This window comes from Streptomyces sp. NPDC002690, from assembly GCF_053592415.1.
Map to the genome: position 1 here is coordinate 1 of NZ_JBSFVR010000021.1, position 18,933 is coordinate 18,933.

The following is an 18,933-nucleotide window of genomic DNA, read 5'->3' on the forward strand; positions in this document are numbered from 1 at the left end:
TTCTCGTCCAGGATGCGTGTGAACAGGCTGTGGATGTCCCCCATCACCTGCGGGACCTCGGCCGGCGGCGTCAGGTTGGAGAAGAACTTGCCCGCGCTCTACCGGTACCCGGACTCCCAGCTCCTGGAGTGGACGGCCGACCACCGGGAGGACCCGCTCCGCCCGGTTCTGGAGTCCCGGATCGGGAACCGGCCGACCGCCGTCTGGTTCACCTCGTACGACCCGGCCACGGTCACCGGCCGGGTGGCGGCCGTCACCCGGGCCGCCTCGGCGGCCGGCCGCACCCCCGTCCTGGTGCCGTACGCCATCGCGGACCGTGACTGCGGCGGCGCGTCCGGGGGCGGGGCGCCGGACCTGGGCGCGTACGACGCCTGGATGCGCTCCTTCGCGGCGGGACTCGGCGGTGGACCGGTGATCGTCGTCCTGGAACCCGACGCCGTGGCGGACTCCGGCTGCCTCACGGCGGCCGGCCGCGCCGCGCGGTTCGCCTCGCTGGCGCGGGCGGGCCGGGTGCTGCACGCCGCGAACCCGGAGGCCAGGGTCTACTACGACGGCGGTCACTCCGGCTGGAACGGCGCGGTGGAGCAGGCGGCGCTGCTGCGGGAGGCGGGCGCCGCCCGGTACGGCGACGGGATCTTCACCAACGTCTCGAACTTCCGGCGCACCGCCGACGAGACCGCCTACGCGCGGCGGGTGCTGGACGCCCTCGGCGGTCCGCCCGGTCTGGGCGCCGTCATCGACACCAGTCGCAACGGCAACGGCCCCCCGGCGGACGACGCCTGGTGCGATCCGCCGGGTCGGGCGCTGGGCGACGCCCCGACGACGCGTACGGGCGAGTCCCGGATCGACGCGTACCTGTGGGTGAAGCTGCCGGGGGAGTCCGACGGCTGTTCGGCGGAGGCCGGGGAGTTCAGCCCGGAGTACGCGTACGCTCTCGCGACGGGCTGACCCCGCGGCCCCGTCTGCCGACGCCTCGTCAGTGCTCACCCGTACGCGAGGACGAACGTTTTGGCCACCAGGGCTGGTTTCGGCTACAAAGGGCCTTTTGCGGTCATCGTTCCGCGGGGTGCGCGCGTGCCGCCCCGACCGGGGCGCCGGCAGGCGAAGGGCGTGCTGCGGTGCCTCGGGAAGGCGCCGGTCGCGAGTCCCTCACCGCGGAGGTGTGACACGAGCTAGGGAGTGATCATGGCGGGCTTCGGCTGGACGCTGCACGGCGACGGGAAGAATCTGCGACCGGGGGAGGTCGTCAAGCCCGGCGAGCGGCTGACCTGGGGCCGGACCGTCGGCCTGGGAGCCCAGCACGTGGTCTCCATGATCGGCGCGTGCTTCGTCGCACCGGTCCTGATGGGCCTGGACGCCAACCTCGCCGTGATGGCGTCCGGTGTCGCCACCCTCATGTTCCTGCTCATCACCCGCGGCCGTATCCCCAGCTACCTGGGGAGCAGCCTGTCGTTCGTCGGCGTCGCCGCCGTGATCGCGACGCAGGGCGGCGACGCCTCGACCCTCACCGGCGCGCTGCTGGTGGTCGGAGCCGTCCTCTTCCTCTGCGGTGCGGTGGTGCGCTCGCTCGGCGCGCGGATCATCCACATGGTGCTGCCACCGGTGGTCACCGGAGCGGTCGTCATGCTCATCGGCTTCAACCTCGCCCCGGTGACGGCCGGCACCTACTGGCCGCAGGACCAGTGGGCCGCGCTGGCCACCATGGTCTTCACCGGGTTCGCGCTCGTGGTGCTGCGCGGCTTCTGGTCGCGCATCGCGATCTTCCTCGGGCTGGCCTTCGGTTACGTCCTCTCCTGGGTGCTGGACCGGATCTTCGGTCGCATCCACTCCCCGGCGGGCGGCACCGAGTCCGTGGACCACTGGCGCCTGGACCTGTCCGGGGTCGGCCACGCGAGCTGGATCGGCCTCCCGGACTTCCACGCCCCGAGTTTCTCCGGATCGGCGATCCTGGTCGCCCTGCCCGTGGTCATCGCCCTCATCGCGGAGAACGCGGGGCACGTCAAGGCCGTCGGCGAGATGACCGGCGACCCGCTGGACGACCAGCTCGGTACGGCGATCATGGCGGACGGCGCGGCGACCATGGTCGCGACCTCCGTGGGCGGTCCCGCCACCACCACCTACGCGGAGAACATCGGGGTGATGGCAGCCACCCGCGTCTACTCCACCGCCGCCTACTGGTGCGCGGCCGGGTTCGCGATCCTCTTCGGGCTCTGCCCCAAGTTCGGCGCCTTCGTCGCGGCGATCCCCGGCGGGGTCCTCGGCGGTATCACCGTCATCCTCTACGGCATGATCGGCCTGCTGGGCGCCCAGATCTGGGTCCGGGCCGGGGTGGACCTCGCCAACCCGCTGCACCTCGTGCCGGTGGCGGCCGGACTCATCGTCGGGATCGGCAACGTCAGCCTGACCTTCACCGACAACTTCGAGCTGAGCGGCATCGCGCTGGGCACCATCATCGTGGTCCTCGGCTACCACGCCCTACGGGCCCTGGCCCCGGCCCACATGACCGGAGAACCGCCGCTGCGGGAGCCGGAGAACCCGGGGTACGACCGGGGGTGAGCCCCCGGGCGGGCATCCGCCGGCGGGCGCGGGTGGTGTGCGTGCGCCGGTGCGGGGGAGCGGGACCGGGTCCGCCGCGACGGCAGCCGACCGGTGGAGGCGTCACCGCGCCGCCGGTCCTTCCGGCTGGATCGGGCTGATCAGGGAGCGGCGTTCGGGTCCGGCCCCGAGATGCCGTGCAGGACGAACTCGGTGAGCATGTCGATCGCCTCGTCGTCCCCCGGCGCCCGGGCGCCGGGAACGCCCTCCACCAGAAGCGCGTTCCGCGAGAACTCGTTGAGCATCCCCATCATGGCCGTGGCCGCCAGCTCCACCCTGCCCGGCAGGACCCTCCCGGCCCGCTCCATCTCGTGCAGGTGATCGCGGAGCACCGAGGTCTCCCGCATCTGGAGGGCGGCGATCCGCCGTGCGAACGTCTCGTCGACGAGGGCGGCCTCCTGGAGGGCGCGGATCTCCGCTCCGTGCTCGCGGTGCGTCCGCCAGACCGCCGCCACGTGCCGGCGCAGGTGCTCCGGGTTCGCCAGGTCAAGGTCGACTCCATGCCCGGCCAGGCTCCGGCCCGCCTCCTTGATCCAGTCGCCGAGCAGGGCCTCCAGCACCGCTTCCTTGCCGGAGAAGTGGTTGTAGAAGGAGCCCGTCGACCGGCCCGCCTCGGCCGAGATGTCGCTGATCTTCGCGTTGAGGAAGCCCTTCTCCGCGAAGACCCTGCGGGCCACCTCCTTGAGCGCCTCCTCGGTGCGGGCGGCCCGTTCCTTCCGGGAGCCGGCGGTCCCCGGCCTCTCCGTGGCGGCAGGGGGATCGGCGGGTTGGGCGGCCGTCATGGGGCTCCCTCGTGGTCCGGGCCGAGCGGCGGCGGGGGCGGTCGGATGCGTACACCTCACCTGCGGCGGCCGGAGAGTCCGCCGCAGGTCGCGGTGATCGCGGTAGGGGCTGTGTCGCAGTAAGATCCGGCATTTACTGCGACAGGCCAGAGCGCCGGCCCGGGGGATGGCGGTCACCAGTCGCGGCTGGACTCCACGCCTTCGATCAGCGCCGCGCGAGCGGCGGACAGGTCGCGTCCGGCAGCTGTCTGGACTTCGTCCGCCAAGAAGTCCAGAGCGTCGAACAACTCCTCGCGTTCCACGGTCTCGATGAAGCACCAGCGGCTGTCCAGCGCGTTGAAGGCGGCGCCGAAGGCACGCCCGATCTCCGCGATGGCAGCATGGTCCTCGCCGCCGGTGACCTCGGCGAGGAAGGCGTCCCGAGTGGCCTTGTGCTGGGCAACAGCCTTGCGGTACCCGGCGCGCGGTATGTGCTCGCGGCCGTCCCAGTCGCGGAGCGGGTTAGCGGTATTGGCAGCGACCCATTCCGGCTTACGCGCACCGCGGACGTCGAGCACCACTCCGTGTCGCACGTGGGGACGCCAGGTCTTGCGCATCGCGGCCGCGTAGTCGGCCGGAATCCCGTAGAGCGACACTTCCTCCAGCTCGGGGAGATGGCGGGGCAGCAGACAGTCGGACGCGTCCATCCCGAACAGCTCTGTGATGGTGAGCGCTTGCAGATTCGGCAACTGGTTCAGGGCTGCCGCCGAGGTGAGCGTGCCCAGGTTCCCGGACAGCGACAGGCGGGTCAGATCCGGAAAGGCGGCGACGAGACGAGTGCAGTCGAGCCCGCTGATCCCGCGGACGGTGAGGTATGTGACGCCGGCCCGTACGACGCCGCTGGTGGGTTCGGCATCCAGTTCGTCAGCTGTGCACGTCAGGGCGTACGGGGCATTCCAGTCCTCGCGGTCGCCGCTGTCCCAGTGCCGCTGCCGGGCCAGCTGTTCGCCCCGCCCCCATGCCGAGCCATAGGAGTACGAGGGTGCGGTCACCAGCAAGGGCAGGGAGCCTATGACCGTGAAGCTCCTCGGAAGGACCCACCCGTGGTTGCAGTACGAGAGCTTGCCGCCCCAGCTGTGGTGCGTCAGTCGGAGCGGCTGCACATCGTCGCCGAGGTCGGCCACGGCCCCAGGCTCGGGCCCGGACCAGTCCAGTTCGAGAACCGCAGCGCACTTGGCTGCGGCGTCGATGCCGGTGACCTGCGAGGCAGTCCAGGCGCCGAGCGCCTCGGAGTACACCGCGACAACGTCGCCGACGGCGACCTGCCTCGGTGGTTGGTCTCGTCCCATGCCCGGATGCTAGCGGCCGGCTCCTCCCACCCACTGCGTCCGAGGGACGGTCTCGGTCGTCCAAGGGACGGTCTCGGTGCGCAGGACCGTGCCCCGGCCGGCGGGAGATCGGCGTACGCGTACCGTTCAGGCGGCCTGGCTGAAGTCCTCACCGGTCAGGCCGCCCTGTCGCAGCGCGGTCATCGCGTTTGTGAGCAGTGCGTTGAATTTCATCGCCTTCTCCTGCTCGATGCTCATCGCAGTCCGTACGGTCGGCGGCCCACTCCAGCTCATCGCGAGTCGGCGAGAAGAACAGACGCAGCTCACGTGCGGTGATCAGCCGCTCGAACCGCGGATACGCGGTCCGTTCGATCGAGGTCACAACCCACCCCACGGCCCGGACGACAACAACATCGCCAACGACACTGAGCCGAACGGGTGACGGACCAGGCCCTCACATTCACCGAATCCATATGCACCGAAGTGGCATCCGGCAGTCGACCGCGCCCGCCCCGCCGGGCGCATCCGGGGGCGAGCTGACACATGAGAACCGTGGTGATCTTCAATCACCCCTACGAAGGCAGTTACTGCGCGGCAGTGCGGGAGGCCGTCGTGGCGGGCCTCGCGAGGGCCGGGGCGGAGGCCGACGGCCTCCACCTGGACCGGGACGGCTTCGACCCGGTGATGTCCACCGAGGATCTGGCCGGTTTCTCCCGCGGCACCGCGACCGACCCCAAGGTCCTGGACCACCAGGCACGCATCACCGCCGCCGACCACCTGGTCTTCGTCTTCCCGATCCGGTGGGAGCTGATGCTCGCTCTCACGAAGGGGTTCATGGACAAGGTGCTGCTCAAGGGGTTCGCGTACGAGGAGGTGGGTCCGCCGACGCGCTTCGTGAGCGGACTGCCCGGGGGGTCCGGAGTGTCATCCTCATCATCACCATGACGGTTCCGCAGGCGATCTACCGCTTCTACTTCGGCAACGCCGTCAAGAAGGCGTTCCGCACCGGGGGGTTCAGGAAGATCGGCATCAAGCGCACCAAGTGGATCAGCCTGCCGAGCGTGAAGTCGGTGTCCCGGGAGAAGCGCGAGAAGTGGCCGGCGGACATCGAGAACCGCTTCGCCGGGCTCACCTGAGGAAGGCGCCCGGGCGGGAGGCCCGAACACCTGCGGGGCTCACCGCCACGGGCGATGATGGGGCCCACCACGACAGGACGGCGGACGGCGAACGGCGGGATCATGGCGGGAAAGAGCGGATCATCGGCGACCGGGCACACCGTGCCCGCGATCGGGATGGACCGGGCGCAGATCCTCGCCCGCCGTTTCGCGGCCCACGGGCTGGACCGATCCGTCGGCACCCCGGACCTCGGCGAGCTGGGTGTGCTCGGGGTGCAGGACACCCCGGCAGGATCGGCGCGGCTCGCACTGGCCGCGCGAGGGGTCCCTCCCGACGGGCTGGAACGGGTCTGGACTTTCCGGGGCGCCCCGCATCTGCACCGGGCGGACGCGCTGCCCGCGCTGGCCGCAGCGCTCTGGCCGCTGGACGACGCCGACGCGGAGGCCCGCATCCGTACGACGGTCATCAAGGAGGGCGCGAAACTCGGGCTGGACGCGTTCCGGACCACCGCCGGGGCGCTCCGGACGGTGGTGACCGGGCCGAGGCCCAAAGGGGTGGTCAGCGGGGAGGTGAGCGCGCTGGTGGACCCCTCGCTCACCTTCGACTGCGCCACCTGCGGGTCACGGCACATCTCCGGCCTCCTCTTCCAGCAGGCCGGGCTCTTCGGCGCGGTGCGGGTGACCTCCGGGGGCGGTACGACGCTCTCGCCGTTGGAGCCGGGGTTCGCGCTCCCGCAGGCCGCGCACGGTACCGATGCCCTGGTCCGCGCCTATCTGCACCTGCACGGTCCGGCCGGCCCGGCCGAGGTGGCGAAGTACCTCGGGGTGCGCACCCCGGTCGTCCGGGCCGTCTGGCCCGAAGGTCTGGTGGAGGTCGAGGTCACCGGCGAGGAGGGCGGGGGGCGCACCGCCTGGCTGCCCGGCCCGGACGCCGGTCCGCCCGCGCCGGACCCCGGCACGACGGTACGGCTGCTGCCGCCGGGCGACCCGTTCCTCCAGGGCCGCGACCGGGAACTCCTCGTCCCCGACGAGGTCCGCCGCAAGGAGATCTGGCGGGCGATCGGCCAAGGGGGCGTCCTGCTGGTCGGCGCCGAACCCGCGGGCACCTGGCGGGCCAAGGCGGCGGGGCGGGCGGTCGCGATCACCGTCGCGCCGTTCGCCCCGCTCGCCGCCCCGGTGCGCCGGGCCCTGGAGGAGGAGGCCGGGGTGGTGGCCGCCGCACGGGGCGCCGACGAGGCCCGCCTGCACCTGGTCTGACGGTTCCGGACGCCCCTGCGGCCCCTCGGTCAGCCCTCGGCGGGGCTCTTCGCCACCACACCACCCGGTGCGGGTACCGAGTCGGTGACCTTGCGCTCGGCGCCCCGCAGTACACCGGCCCCGAGCACCAGGCCGAAGGCGAGCACCGTCACCAGGCCGAAGGACACGACCAGCGAGGTCGCCTCCGCGAGCGAACCGATCGCGGACGGGGCGATCAGCCCCGAGGTGTAGGTGATGGTGGCGACACCGGCGATGGCCTGGCTGGGGTTCGGGCCGCTGCGCCCGGCCGCCGCGAAGGCCAGCGGGACGACGACCGCCACCCCGAGGCCGATCAGCCCGAAGCCGCACAGGACGCCCACCACGCCGGGGGAGAGGACCACCAGGACCCCGCCCGCCGTGGCGAGCGCTCCACCCGCCCGGACCGACCTGACCGCTCCGAAGCGGTCCACGATGCGGTCCCCGGCGAGCCGTGCCACCGTCATCATCAGCGCGAAGGCCGTGGTGGAGGCCGCCGCGAGACCCGCGGAGGAGTCGATGACGTCCCGCAGGTAGACGGCCGACCAGTCCATGCTCGCGCCCTCGGCGAAGACGGCGCAGAAACCGATCGCGCCGATCACCAGCGCCGACTTGGGCGGGAGGGTGAAGCGCGGCGGCGGCTCCTCGTCCGCCTCGCTGCGCAGGTCGAGTACGCCTTGGCAGGCGAGGAGGCCGAGCGCGGTCAGGGCCAGCGCGGCCAGGAGGTGGTGGAGGCGCGCGTCGGCGCCGATGTGGGCCGCCACCGTGCCCGCCGCCGAGCCGATCAGCGCACCGGCGCTCCACATGCCGTGCAGGCCGGACATGATCGACCGGTTCAGGCGGTTCTCCACCTCCACGCCGAGCGCGTTCATCGCCACGTCGGACATGCCGGCGGAGGCACCGTAGACGAAGAGGCCCGCGCAGAGCGTCAGCAGGTTGGGGGCCAGCGAGGGCAGGATCAGGGCCAGCGTCCACAGGGCGAGCAGCCCGCGCAGCGCGTTCCGGGCGCCGAACCGGTGGCTGATCCGGCCGGCCAGCGGCATCGCGAGCGAGGCGCCGATCGCCGGGAAGGCCAGGGCGAGGCCCAACTGGCCTGCGCTGACCCCGGCGTGCTCCTGGATCCAGGGGACCCGGGTGGCGAAGCTGCCGGTGACGGCGCCGTGCACGGTGAACACCGCGGCGACCGCGTATCTGGCGCGTTTCACCTGCGCGGTGCCGAAGACGGTGGCGGTCGAGTCCGATGACATTGCGAGGTTCCCTCCCCATTGACGCCCGCAGAGCGGCCGGTGCTCCTGTCCCCAGGATCGGGTCGTAAACTATCAGGAACCTTGCCTGATAAAAAGCCCGCGTCCGAGTGCACGACGGTGATCTGGAAGGATTCCCGCATGCCCGCCTCACCGAGCACCGCCCGGGCCATCAACGACCGGCTCGCCCTGCGTCTCCTCCAGCAGGACGGCCCCTTGACGGCCACCCAGCTCAAAACGTCGACCGGGCTTTCCCGCCCGACCGTCGCCGACCTGGTCGAACGGCTGCAGGAAGCCGGTCTCATCGAGGTCGTCGGCGAAGCCGGCGCCGAACGCCGCGGCCCGAACGCCCGGTTGTACGGAATCGTCGCGGACCGCGCCCACCTCGCGGCGCTCGACGTCCGTACCGGCAGCGTCTCGGTGATCGTCGCCGACCTCCTCGGCCGCACGCTCGCCGAGGCCAGCGTGCCCATCGGAAGCGACACCGGCACCGGGCCGGCCGTCGAGCGGGCGGTCGCCCTGCTCGAACGCACCGCCCGCGAGGCGGGCGACGCCCCCCTGCACAGCGTCGGCATCGGGGCCCCGGGGCTGATCGACCCCGCCACCGGCGAACTCCGCGTCACCATCGGACTGCCCGCCTGGCACCGGGAGTTGGTGACCTCTCTCCAGCGCAGGCTGCCCGCACGGGTCCTCGTGGAGAACGAGACCAACCTCGCCGCCGTCGCCGAACACCGCGTCGGAGCCGCCCGCGACCGGCCGACCTTCGCCCTCTTCTGGCTCGGCCACGCCATCGGCGCCGCCCTCATGCTCGACGGCACCCTGCGCCGGGGCGCCTCCGGCGGCGCCGGGGAGATCGGCTTCATGCCCGTTCCCGGTGCGGTCGGTACCCTCTCGGCCGCCACCTGCGAGGGCGGGTTCCACTCCCTCGTGGGCTCGGAGGCCATCTGCGCCCTCGCCGTCTCCCACGGCATGGAGCCGCCGCCGTCCCGCCCGGACGAAGAAGGCACGGACGGCGGGGAACCCCGGTGCCCGGTCTCCGGCGCGGAGCAGGGGTACGCCGCCGCCGCGTACGTCCAGGACGCCCTCGCCGGAGCGGCGGGCGGCGAGGCGTTCCTCGGCGACCTCGCCCACCGGATCGCCCTCGGCGCCGCCTCCCTCGTCTCGGTCCTGGACCCCGGCTGCCTGGTGCTCGCCGGAGAGGTGGGCCACGCCGGGGGGGCCGGGCTCGCGGCCCTGGTCGAGGAGCGGCTCACCCTGATGTCGCCCCTGCGCACCGAGGTCCGGGCGGGCGAACTGGGCGGTACCGCGATCCTGCGCGGCGCGCTCTTCACCGCCCGGGAGGCGGCCCAGGACGCGCTCTTCGCCCCGGCGGCCCCCTGACGCGGGGGAGCGCCGGGCGGCCCCGTGCCGCCGGTGGCGCCGCGCCTCGTCACGGAACGTGCGCTGTGAGCCAGCGCACAGCGACTCCCCTGCTGGCCGAAGCCAAGTCGTGGCAGACTGTTGGGGTACCAGCAGCAGCGCACTCCGGGGTCGGTGTAATTCCGAACCGGCGGTTATAGTCCGCGACCCGTCCGCATCCAGCGGCCGGTTGACCAGGTGAGATTCCTGGACCGACGGTGAAAGTCCGGATGGGAGGCAGTGCGCGGCGGGCCGTCATGGGTACGCCGCCGTGGGCGGACGCGTGTTCCGGAGAGTTCCGGGCAACGTGTCCGGTTTTCTCGCGGTCCAGGCGCCTCCACCCCTGTGCGTTCCGCTTCATCTGTCGTCATCGACAGGCCCCGGAGTCCGTGCCCGAAGAGGCAGGAGGACCCGGTGGCAACCGCAGCCGACATCACCGCCATGCGCCGAGCGATCGAGCTCGCCGCACGCGGACTCGGCTCCACCAGCCCCAACCCGGTCGTCGGATGCGTGATCACCGACGCCGCCGGAGCGCCGGTCGGTGAAGGCTTCCACCAGCGCGCCGGTGGACCGCACGCCGAGATCCACGCCCTGCGCGAAGCGGGGAGCCGTGCCCGCGGCGGCACCGCGTACGTCACCCTCGAACCTTGCAACCACACCGGACGCACCGGCCCCTGCGCGCAGGCACTCATCGAGGCCGGCGTCACCCGCGTCGTCCACGCCGTCCCGGACCCGAACCCGCAGGCCACCGGTGGCGCCGAAACCCTGCGCGCGGCCGGGATCCAGGTGGAGAGCGGGCTCCTCGCCGCCGAGGCCGAGGCCGGCAACATCGCCTGGCTCACCTCGGTACGTCGAAGCCGCCCGTACGTCCTCTGGAAGTACGCCGCCACCCTCGACGGCCGGATCGCCGCCGCCGACGGCACCAGCCGCTGGATCACCTCGCCCGAGTCCCGCGCCGACGTGCACCGGCTGCGCGCCCTGGCCGACGCCGTGATCGTCGGTTCCGGCACCGCCCGCACCGACGACTCGCAGCTCGGCGCCCGGGGCGTCGAGGGGGCCACCCAGCCGCTGCGCGTCGTCGTGGACACCACGGCCACCGCCGTACGCCCCGGCGCCCGGGTCCTCGACGCCACCGCGCCGACCCTGGTCGCGGTCGCCGAGGACGCCGACGCCCGCCACCTGCCCGAGGAGGACGTGCTCCGGCTGCCCCGCTCCGCCAACGGCACCGGCCTGGACGTCACCGCCCTCCTCGCGGCCCTGCACGAGCGGTCGGTGCGCTCCGTACTCCTCGAAGGCGGCCCCACCCTGGCGGGTGCCTTCGTCGCCGCCGGGGCCGTCGACCGGGTCGTCGGCTACCTCGCTCCGGTCCTCCTCGGCTCCGGCCCTGCCGCGCTCGCCGACGCCGGAATCTCCACGATCTCCCGGGCGTTGCGGCTCGATGTGACCGAGACCGCGCACATCGGCCCCGATCTCCGCATCACCGCCGTCCCCACCACCGCTGCCGCCAACTCCACCGCTCGGAAGGGAAACTAGTGTTCACCGGAATTGTCGAAGAACTGGGTGAGGTCACCGCCGTCGAGGTACTCGACGACGCCTCCCGCTTCCGGCTGCGCGGCCCCGTCGTCACCGAGGGCGCCAAGCACGGCGATTCGATCGCCGTCAACGGGGTCTGCCTGACGGTCGTGGAGACCGGCGAGCACGAGTTCACCGCCGACGTCATGGCCGAGACGCTGAAGCGCTCCAGCCTCGGAGCGCTCACCGCCGGCTCCCGCGTCAACCTGGAGCGACCGATGGCGCTCGGCGGCCGGCTCGGCGGCCACATCGTGCAGGGGCACGTGGACGGCACCGGACACATCGTCTCCCGCACCCCCTCGGAGAACTGGGAGATCGTCAAGGTCTCGCTGCCCGCCGAACTGACCCGGTACGTGGTGGAGAAGGGCTCGATCACCGTCGACGGAGTGAGCCTCACCGTCGTCGACGCGGGCGCGGACCACTTCACCATCAGCCTCATCCCCACCACCCTCGCGCTGACCACGCTCGGCCTCAAGCAGCCCGGCGACCCGGTCAACCTGGAGGTGGACGTCATCGCGAAGTACGTCGAGCGGCTGCTCGGCGACCGCACCGCCGACCAGAGCGACACCTACCTCCGCGACCGGAGCGAGACCTACCTCCGCGACCGGAGCGGCACCGACGAGGAGAGCGCGAAGTGAACGTCGCCGACTGGCTCAACTCCGAGGCGTTCACCGTCCTCGACCAGCACATCAAGTGGTCGGACATGATCGGCAACACGATCGGTCTGATAGCCCTGGCCCTCGGCTGGAAGCGGTCCGTGCTGACCTGGCCCGCCCAGCTCCTGTCCGGCGCGATCCTGCTCTTCGCCTTCGCCTCCGCCCACCTGTCGGGCAGCGCGGGCAAGCAGGTCGTGGTCATCGTCGTCTCCCTGCTCGGCTGGTACTCCTGGACCCGCGGCAAGCAGCAGGCGCAGGACGGTTCCATAGCCGTACGGTTCGCCACCTGGCGCGAACGCGGCGTGCTGCTCGCGGGCGCGGTCGTCGGCACCCTCGCCGTCGGCGGACTGTTCACCGCCTTCCCCGAACTCTCCTGGGACCCGTGGCCCGACGCGTACGTCTTCGTCGGCACCATCGTCGCGATGTACGCCCAGGCGCGCGGCATGGTCGAGTTCTGGTTCGCCTGGCTGCTGGTCGACCTGGTCGGCGTCCCGCTGAACTTCGCCAACGGCTTCGCCTTCTCCGGATTCGTCTACGTCATCTACGGCGCCCTGGTCCTGTGGGGCATGCGCGACTGGTGGCTGCGTACCCGCACCCCCGGTCTGGAAGGAGCCACGGCATGACCGCCCAGCCCGCCACCCCGACGTTCCACGACCGTGAACTCGTGCTCGACCCCGTCGAGCAGGCGATCCGTGACATCGCCGCCGGCCGCCCCGTGGTGGTCGTCGACGACGAGAACCGCGAGAACGAGGGCGATCTCGTCATCGCCGCCGAGAAGGCCACGCCCGAAATCATCGCGTTCATGATGAGCGAGTGCCGCGGCCTGATCTGCGCCCCCATGGAGGCCGGCGAACTGGAGCGGCTCGAACTCCCGCAGATGGTCCAGCACAACACCGAGTCCATGAAGACCGCCTTCACCGTCTCGGTGGACGCCTCCGCCGCGCACGGCGTCACCACCGGCATCTCCGCCGCCGACCGCGCCACCACCCTGCGGATGCTCGCGGGCGGCACGGCCGGCCCCGGCGACTTCGTCCGGCCCGGCCACGTCTTCCCGCTGCGCGCCCGCGCCGGCGGGGTGCTCGTCCGCAACGGCCACACCGAGGCCGCCGTCGACCTGGCCCGGCTCGCCGGACTGCGCCCGGTCGGTGCGATCGTCGAGATCGCGGGCGAGGACGGCGTGATGCTGCGGCTGCCCGAACTCGTGCCCTTCGCCCGCAAGCACGGCCTCACGATCATCTCCATCGAGGACCTGATCGCCTACCGCCGCAGCGCCGAACCCACCGTCCGGCGCGAGGCCGAGGTACGGCTGCCGACCGCCTTCGGCGACTTCACCGCGTACGGATACCGCTCCGTCACCGACGGCGTCGAACACGTCGCCCTGGTCCACGGGGACATCGGCGACGGCGAGGACGTCCTCGTCCGGATCCACTCCGAATGCCTGACCGGCGACATCTTCCAGTCCCAGCGCTGCGACTGCGGCCCCCAGCTCCAGGCGTCCATGGAGCGGATCACCGGCGAGGGCCGGGGCGTCGTCGTCTACCTCCGCGGCCACGAGGGCCGGGGCATCGGCCTGCTCCAGAAACTGCGCGCGTACGAACTCCAGGAGCGCGGCTCCGACACCCTCGACGCCAACCTGGAACTCGGCCTGCCCGCCGACGCCCGCGACTACGCCGCCGGCGCCCGGATACTGCGCGACCTCGGGGTGCACAGCCTCCGGCTGATGACCAACAACCCCGACAAGACCGCCGCGGTCGTCCGGCACGGACTCGTCGTCAACGGACGCGAGCCGATGCCCGTGCAGGCCGGCGAGCACAACCTGCGCTACCTGCGCACCAAGCGCGACCGGATGGGACACGACCTGCCGTGGCTCGACGGCGTGCCCGCCTCGACCTGCGGAAACCAGTAACCGTCAGACCTGTCAGACCCGGCAGACCCGACAGACCCGAAAAGAACGGTAGGAGAGAAACATGAGCGGCAAGGGCGCACCCGAACTGTCCGTGAGCAACTGCGAGGACCTCCGTGTGGCGGTCGTCGCCGCCCAGTGGCACGACAAGGTCATGGACGGACTCGTCGACGGCGCCCTGCGCGCGCTCGGCGAACTCGGCATCCAGGAGCCGACCCTGCTCCGCGTCCCGGGCAGCTTCGAACTGCCGGTGGTCGCCAAGGTCCTCGCCGGCCGCGGCTACGACGCGGTCGTCGCCCTCGGCGTGATCATCCGAGGCGGCACCCCGCACTTCGAGTACGTCTCCCAGGGCGTCACCGCCGGCCTCACCCAGGTCACCGTCGACACCGGCGTCCCCGTCGGATTCGGCGTCCTCACCTGCGACACCGAGGAGCAGGCGCTGGACCGGGCCGGCCTGGAAGGATCCTCCGAGGACAAGGGCCACGAAGCGGTCACCGCCGCCGTCGCCACCGCCACCACACTGCGCACCATCAGCGAACCCTGGCGCTGAGGGCGGGCGGCGACCCCGTATTCTAAGGACCATCATGGCCAACAAAACCTTCGAAGAACTCTTCGCCGAGCTGACGCTCAAGGCAGCGGACGGCGACCCCTCCACCTCGCGCACCGCCGAACTGGTGGGCAAGGGGGTCCATGCCATCGGCAAGAAGGTCGTCGAGGAGGCCGCCGAGGTCTGGATGGCCGCCGAGTACGAGGGCAAGGAAGCCGCAGCCGAGGAGATCTCGCAGCTGCTCTACCACGTCCAGGTGATGATGGTCGCCCGCGGGATCTCCCTCGACGACGTCTACGCCCACCTCTGAGCAGCACCTCCACGCCACCGCTGAAGCCCCGCACGTCCGCACGCTCCTCCGTACAAAGGAAACCCGAGCTCATGCTGCGCATCGCCATCCCCAACAAGGGTTCACTCTCCGGGCCTGCGATGGCGATGCTCCATGAGGCCGGATACCAGCAGCGCAAGGAGTCGAAGGAACTCGTCCTCGTCGACCCCGTCAACGAGGTCGAGTTCTTCTACCTGCGCCCCCGGGACATCGCGATCTACGTGAGTTCCGGCCGTCTCGACATCGGCATCACCGGCCGCGACCTGCTGCTCGACTCCGGTGCCGACGCCGAGGAGATCCTCCAGCTCGGCTTCGCCCGCTCGACCTTCCGGTACGCCACCAAGCCCGGTACGGCCGAGGGCCCGAAGGACTTCGACGGCATGACGATCGCCACCTCCTACGAGGGCATCGTCGCCAAGCACCTCGCCGACAATGGCGTCAGCGCCTCCGTGGTCCACCTCGACGGCGCGGTCGAGACCGCCATCGAGCTCGGGGTCGCCCAGATCATCGCCGACGTGGTCGAGACCGGCACCAGCCTGCGCAACGCCGGGCTGGAGGTGATCGGCGAGCCGATCATGAAGTCCGAGGCCGTCGTCATCCGCCGCACCGGCGCCGACGCCGACGAGCCCAAGGTCCAGCAGTTCCTCCGCCGTCTCCAGGGCGTCCTGGTCGCCCGGACGTACGTGATGATGGACTACGACTGCCGCGTCGAGCACCTGGAGCGCGCGGTCGCCCTCACCCCGGGCCTGGAGTCGCCGACCGTCTCCCCGCTGCACCACGAGGGCTGGGTCGCCGTCCGCTCCATGGTCGCCTCCCGCGAGGCGCAGCGGATCATGGACGACCTGTACGAGCTCGGCGCCCGCGCCATCCTCACCACGGCGATCCACGCCTGCCGGCTCTGACGGGACCGCACCAGCCCCCTCCAGTAGAGGACCGAAGAACCTGATGTCCGCCCCCGCACCCCGGACCGAAGCGCCCGCTCTCCCCGTCACGTTCCGGCCGGGACTCACCCGGCTGGTCCTGCTCACCATCGCGCTGGCCCTCTTCGCCGTCATCACCGCCGTGGCGCTGATGCTGGAGAGCCTCGGTCCGGGGGACCGGGTCACCTTCATCCTCTGCGCGGCGCTCTTCGCCGGGGTTCTCGTCCTGCTCGCCCGGCCGAAGATCGTCGCCGACGAGGACGGGGTGACTGTCGTCAACGTCACCCGGACCCGGCGGCTCGCCTGGGAGCAGATCCTCCAGGTCAACCTGAGGGTCGGCGATCCCTGGCTCTTCCTCGGCCTCAGCGACGGCACCAGCCTGCCCGCCCTCGGCATCCAGCCCGGTCTCTCCAAGCAGCAGGCCGTACGGGACGCCGGAGAGCTCCGCCGGCTCGTCGCGGCACACGCCGAGGGCACCGAAGCCGGCTGACGGCTTCCGGCCCGACCGGAATCCGGGCCCGCGCGCACGGGCGGGCACGGGGGCGCCCGGCCGATGGCCGTGAGCCCCTGCCCGGACACACCGATTCTTGACTACTCTGGGGTTCGGCGGCGCCGAGTGGCGCCCCGCCCCGCCCAGACGGTCCGCAGACCGGCGGGGCTTTTCCTGCGACCCGAGGAGTGACTCCTTCCAGCAATGGACGGATCGTCCGGTAGTACCTGCGCCGCCCCTTCCCCGGAGGCGGCGGCATGACCACCCCCCTGCTGCTGCTCATCGCGGCATTCCTTCTCATCCTGGCCAACGGCTTCTTCGTGGCGGCCGAATTCGGCCTCGTCACCGTCGAGAAGCCTGAGGCCGAACGCGCGGCCGAAGAAGGCGACCGGCGCGCGCGCACCGTCGTCGACGCGCTGCGCGAACTCTCCTTCCAGCTGTCCGGCACCCAGCTCGGCATCACCATCACCTCGCTGGTCGTCGGCATGCTCGCCGAACCCGCGCTCGCCGAACTCTTCACCGGCCCCCTTACCGCCACCGGCCTGCCCGCCGGGGCCGTGCCCACCATCAGCGTGGTGATCGGCATGCTGCTCGCCTCCGCCGTGCAGATGGTCATCGGCGAGCTGGTGCCCAAGAACTGGGCCGTCTCCAAGCCCCTTCAGGTCGCCCGGTTCGTCGCCGGCCCCCAGCACCGCTTCACCACCGCTCTCCGCCCGGTGATCACGGCGCTGAACACGCTCGCCAACCGGCTGGTCCGGTTGCTGGGCGTCGAGCCCACCGACGAACTCGCCTCCGCCCGCACCCCGGGCGAGCTGGTCTCGCTGGCCCGGCACTCCGCGGAGGCCGGCACCCTGGAACAGGACACCGCCGACCTCTTCGTACGGACCCTGTCGCTCGGCGGTCTCACCGCCCAGCACGTCATGACCCCCCGGGTCCGGGTCAGCGCCCTCCAGTCGTCCGCCACCGCGGCCGACGTCCTCAACCTGACCCGCGCCACCGGCCTCTCCCGCTTCCCGGTCTACCGGGAACGCATCGACGAGGTCGTCGGCATGGTCCACCTCAAGGACGCCCTCGCGGTCCCGGCCGCCGAACGGCTGCGCACCCCGGCGGGCCGGATCGCCGTCCCGCCGCTGCTGGTCCCCGAATCCCTGCCCGTCGAACAACTGCTCCAGCGGCTCCGTAACGAGCAGCCGATAGCCGTCGTCGTCGACGAGTACGGCGGCACCGCCGGTGTCGTCACACTGGAGGACATCATCGAGGAACTCGTCGGCGAGGTCCGCGACGAGCACGACGCCGAAGGCGCCGACCGGCCCGAGCTGCTCTCCGTCACCGGCGAGGACGGCCGTCCCGCCTGGGACGCGGACGGCAGCTGCCGCGTCCTCAGCCTCCGCCGGATAGGCCTCGACGTGCCCGACGGACCGTACGAGACCGTCGCCGGACTCGTCGCCGACCTCCTCGGGCGCATCCCCGCCCCCGGTGACCGCACCGAACTGCCCGGCTGGCGGATCTCCGTCCGCCAGGTCGGTCACTACCGGGCCGAGCAGGTCCGTTTCGTCCGCACCGCGGACGTGTCCGGACAGCCGGGCGGCACGGACCGTCCGGAAGGCCACCTGCACGGCGACCGACCCACGGCCCCGGGCCGGACCTTGCAGGAGGCCACCCGATGAGCCTGGTCCAGCTGATCTTCGCGGGACTTCTCGTCCTCGCGAACGGCTTCTTCGTCGGCGCCGAGTTCGCACTCGTCTCGGTCCGCCGCAGTCAGGTCGAACCGCTCGCCGCGAGCGGATCGGCCCGCGCCCGTCAGGTGCTGTACGGCCTGGAGAACCTCCCGCAGATGATGGCCGCCGCACAGTTCGGCATCACCGTCTGCTCGCTCACCCTGGGCGCCGTCGCCGAACCGACCGTCGCCCACCTCCTGGAACCCGTCTTCCACGCGGCCCACGTGCCCGAAGGGTTCGTCCACCCGCTCGGCTACGCCCTCGCCCTCATCTTCGTGGTCGTCCTCCACCTCGTCATCGGTGAGATGGTCCCCAAGAACCTGGCGATGGCCGCCCCGGAGAAGACGGCCCTCTGGCTCAGCCCCGCCCTGGTGGGCTTCGCCCGGATCTGCCGCCCGGTCACCGCGGCGCTCGGCGCCTGCGCCAAGCTCGTGCTGAAGCTCTTCCGGGTCGAACCCAAGGACGAGGTCGAAGCCGTCTTCACCAGCGAGCAGCTGAACCGGCTGGTGGAGGACTCCGGCCAGGCCGGGCTCCTGGAGCCCGAGGCGCAGGAGCGCCTGGAGGACGCCCTCGAACTCGGGAGCAGGCCCGTCACCGACGTGCTCCTGGAGAACGGTTCGCTGGTGACGGTCGACCCGTCCGTCACCCCGCGCCGGGTAGAGGAGCTCACCGTACGGACCGGGTTCTCACGCTTCCCGGTCCGGGCCGAGCGCGGCGGCCCGTTCATGGGCTACCTGCACGTCAAGGACGTCCTCGACCTGGAGGACGGCGAGCGTGCCGTACCCCAGCACGTCTGGCGCCCGATGGCGACCGTGCGGGCCGAACTCCCGCTGGACGACGCCCTCACCGTGATGCGCAGGGCGGCGACCCACCTGGCGCAGGTCGCCGACGCCCAGGGCAAGGTCCTCGGACTCGTCGCCCTGGAAGACGTGCTGGAAATGCTGGTCGGTGAGGTCCGCGACCCCGCCCACCGCGTCTCGGTGCCGCGCCGGACGGTCGACGTACCCCCGGAGCAGCACGCGCACGAGCCGAAGGCCATGGTCGACATCGGCTGAGGACGGACCTTCCGCCACGTACGGGCCCGTC

The 18,933-nt window shown here is 71.8% G+C and carries 19 protein-coding genes and 1 riboswitch; of the genes, 16 read left to right on the top strand and 3 right to left on the bottom strand.

Going from position 1 to position 18,933, the window contains the following annotated elements:
• A partial coding sequence (locus ACWD3D_RS05230) for a glycoside hydrolase family 6 protein (protein WP_451459563.1) occupies window positions 1-948 on the top strand: 948 nt, incomplete at its 5' end.
• A gap of 237 nt (window positions 949-1,185) precedes the next feature.
• Window positions 1,186-2,556, top strand: coding sequence for a uracil-xanthine permease family protein (locus tag ACWD3D_RS05235; RefSeq protein ID WP_451459564.1), 1,371 nt, complete (start codon window positions 1,186-1,188; stop codon window positions 2,554-2,556).
• A gap of 140 nt (window positions 2,557-2,696) precedes the next feature.
• Here the strand turns inward: ACWD3D_RS05235 and ACWD3D_RS05240 are convergent, their stop codons facing one another.
• Window positions 2,697-3,377, bottom strand: coding sequence for a TetR/AcrR family transcriptional regulator (locus tag ACWD3D_RS05240; RefSeq protein ID WP_451459565.1), 681 nt, complete (start codon window positions 3,375-3,377; stop codon window positions 2,697-2,699).
• Between the two features lie 173 nt (window positions 3,378-3,550).
• Window positions 3,551-4,705, bottom strand: a complete 1,155-nt coding sequence (locus tag ACWD3D_RS05245) for a hypothetical protein (RefSeq protein WP_451459566.1) — start codon at window positions 4,703-4,705, stop codon at window positions 3,551-3,553.
• A 531-nt stretch (window positions 4,706-5,236) separates the two neighbouring features.
• On the opposite strand from ACWD3D_RS05245, the gene ACWD3D_RS05250 reads away from it, so the two are divergent.
• The 3 genes from ACWD3D_RS05250 to ACWD3D_RS05260 all read left to right on the top strand — a co-directional run bounded on the left by ACWD3D_RS05250 (window position 5,237) and on the right by ACWD3D_RS05260 (window position 7,056).
• Entirely contained in the window at window positions 5,237-5,629 is a 393-nt protein-coding gene (locus ACWD3D_RS05250) for an NAD(P)H-dependent oxidoreductase (protein ID WP_451459567.1), read from the top strand.
• On the top strand, window positions 5,626-5,820 hold the full coding sequence (locus ACWD3D_RS05255) for a hypothetical protein (RefSeq protein ID WP_451459568.1): 195 nt from the start codon (window positions 5,626-5,628) through the stop codon (window positions 5,818-5,820). The genes ACWD3D_RS05250 and ACWD3D_RS05255 overlap by 4 nt, the downstream gene beginning before the upstream one ends.
• Window positions 5,821-5,922: 102 nt before the next feature.
• Window positions 5,923-7,056, top strand: coding sequence for a DNA glycosylase AlkZ-like family protein (locus ACWD3D_RS05260; protein ID WP_451459569.1), 1,134 nt, complete (start codon window positions 5,923-5,925; stop codon window positions 7,054-7,056).
• Between the two features lie 29 nt (window positions 7,057-7,085).
• Here ACWD3D_RS05260 and ACWD3D_RS05265 read toward each other — a convergent pair whose 3' ends face one another.
• Window positions 7,086-8,318, bottom strand: coding sequence for an MFS transporter (locus ACWD3D_RS05265; RefSeq protein WP_451459570.1), 1,233 nt, complete (start codon window positions 8,316-8,318; stop codon window positions 7,086-7,088).
• A 138-nt stretch (window positions 8,319-8,456) separates the two neighbouring features.
• On the opposite strand from ACWD3D_RS05265, the gene ACWD3D_RS05270 reads away from it, so the two are divergent.
• From ACWD3D_RS05270 to ACWD3D_RS05320, 11 genes are all read left to right on the top strand, one after another.
• A complete protein-coding gene (locus ACWD3D_RS05270) occupies window positions 8,457-9,695 on the top strand; it encodes an ROK family transcriptional regulator (RefSeq protein ID WP_451459571.1) in 1,239 nt (412 codons plus the stop codon).
• Window positions 9,696-9,830: 135 nt separating this feature from the next.
• A riboswitch (FMN riboswitch) is annotated at window positions 9,831-9,961 on the top strand.
• Between the two features lie 166 nt (window positions 9,962-10,127).
• Window positions 10,128-11,246 (top strand): bifunctional diaminohydroxyphosphoribosylaminopyrimidine deaminase/5-amino-6-(5-phosphoribosylamino)uracil reductase RibD, encoded by a 1,119-nt coding sequence (gene ribD, locus ACWD3D_RS05275; RefSeq protein WP_451459572.1) that lies wholly within the window; start codon window positions 10,128-10,130, stop codon window positions 11,244-11,246.
• Window positions 11,246-11,923, top strand: coding sequence for a riboflavin synthase (locus tag ACWD3D_RS05280; protein WP_451459573.1), 678 nt, complete (start codon window positions 11,246-11,248; stop codon window positions 11,921-11,923). Before ribD ends, ACWD3D_RS05280 begins: the two co-directional genes overlap by 1 nt.
• The gene (gene pnuC / locus ACWD3D_RS05285; protein ID WP_451459574.1) at window positions 11,920-12,564 is read left to right on the top strand and encodes a nicotinamide riboside transporter PnuC; all 645 of its coding nucleotides are present in this window, start codon (window positions 11,920-11,922) and stop codon (window positions 12,562-12,564) included. Before ACWD3D_RS05280 ends, pnuC begins: the two co-directional genes overlap by 4 nt.
• A complete protein-coding gene (locus ACWD3D_RS05290; RefSeq protein ID WP_451459575.1) occupies window positions 12,561-13,847 on the top strand; it encodes a bifunctional 3,4-dihydroxy-2-butanone-4-phosphate synthase/GTP cyclohydrolase II in 1,287 nt (428 codons plus the stop codon). The genes pnuC and ACWD3D_RS05290 overlap by 4 nt, the downstream gene beginning before the upstream one ends.
• Window positions 13,848-13,908: 61 nt before the next feature.
• Window positions 13,909-14,394, top strand: coding sequence for a 6,7-dimethyl-8-ribityllumazine synthase (gene ribH, locus ACWD3D_RS05295; RefSeq protein WP_266702248.1), 486 nt, complete (start codon window positions 13,909-13,911; stop codon window positions 14,392-14,394).
• Between the two features lie 34 nt (window positions 14,395-14,428).
• Window positions 14,429-14,701 carry a phosphoribosyl-ATP diphosphatase gene (locus ACWD3D_RS05300; protein WP_266702246.1) on the top strand — a complete coding sequence of 91 codons (273 nt, stop codon included), beginning with the start codon at window positions 14,429-14,431 and terminating at the stop codon, window positions 14,699-14,701.
• A 71-nt stretch (window positions 14,702-14,772) separates the two neighbouring features.
• Window positions 14,773-15,621 (top strand): ATP phosphoribosyltransferase, encoded by an 849-nt coding sequence (gene hisG, locus ACWD3D_RS05305; RefSeq protein ID WP_451459576.1) that lies wholly within the window; start codon window positions 14,773-14,775, stop codon window positions 15,619-15,621.
• A gap of 43 nt (window positions 15,622-15,664) precedes the next feature.
• Window positions 15,665-16,129 carry a PH domain-containing protein gene (locus tag ACWD3D_RS05310; RefSeq protein WP_451459577.1) on the top strand — a complete coding sequence of 155 codons (465 nt, stop codon included), beginning with the start codon at window positions 15,665-15,667 and terminating at the stop codon, window positions 16,127-16,129.
• A 257-nt stretch (window positions 16,130-16,386) separates the two neighbouring features.
• Window positions 16,387-17,796 carry a hemolysin family protein gene (locus tag ACWD3D_RS05315; protein WP_451459578.1) on the top strand — a complete coding sequence of 470 codons (1,410 nt, stop codon included), beginning with the start codon at window positions 16,387-16,389 and terminating at the stop codon, window positions 17,794-17,796.
• Window positions 17,793-18,902 (top strand): hemolysin family protein, encoded by a 1,110-nt coding sequence (locus tag ACWD3D_RS05320; RefSeq protein WP_451459579.1) that lies wholly within the window; start codon window positions 17,793-17,795, stop codon window positions 18,900-18,902. The genes ACWD3D_RS05315 and ACWD3D_RS05320 overlap by 4 nt, the downstream gene beginning before the upstream one ends.
• The last annotated feature ends 31 nt before the right edge of the window (window positions 18,903-18,933 follow it).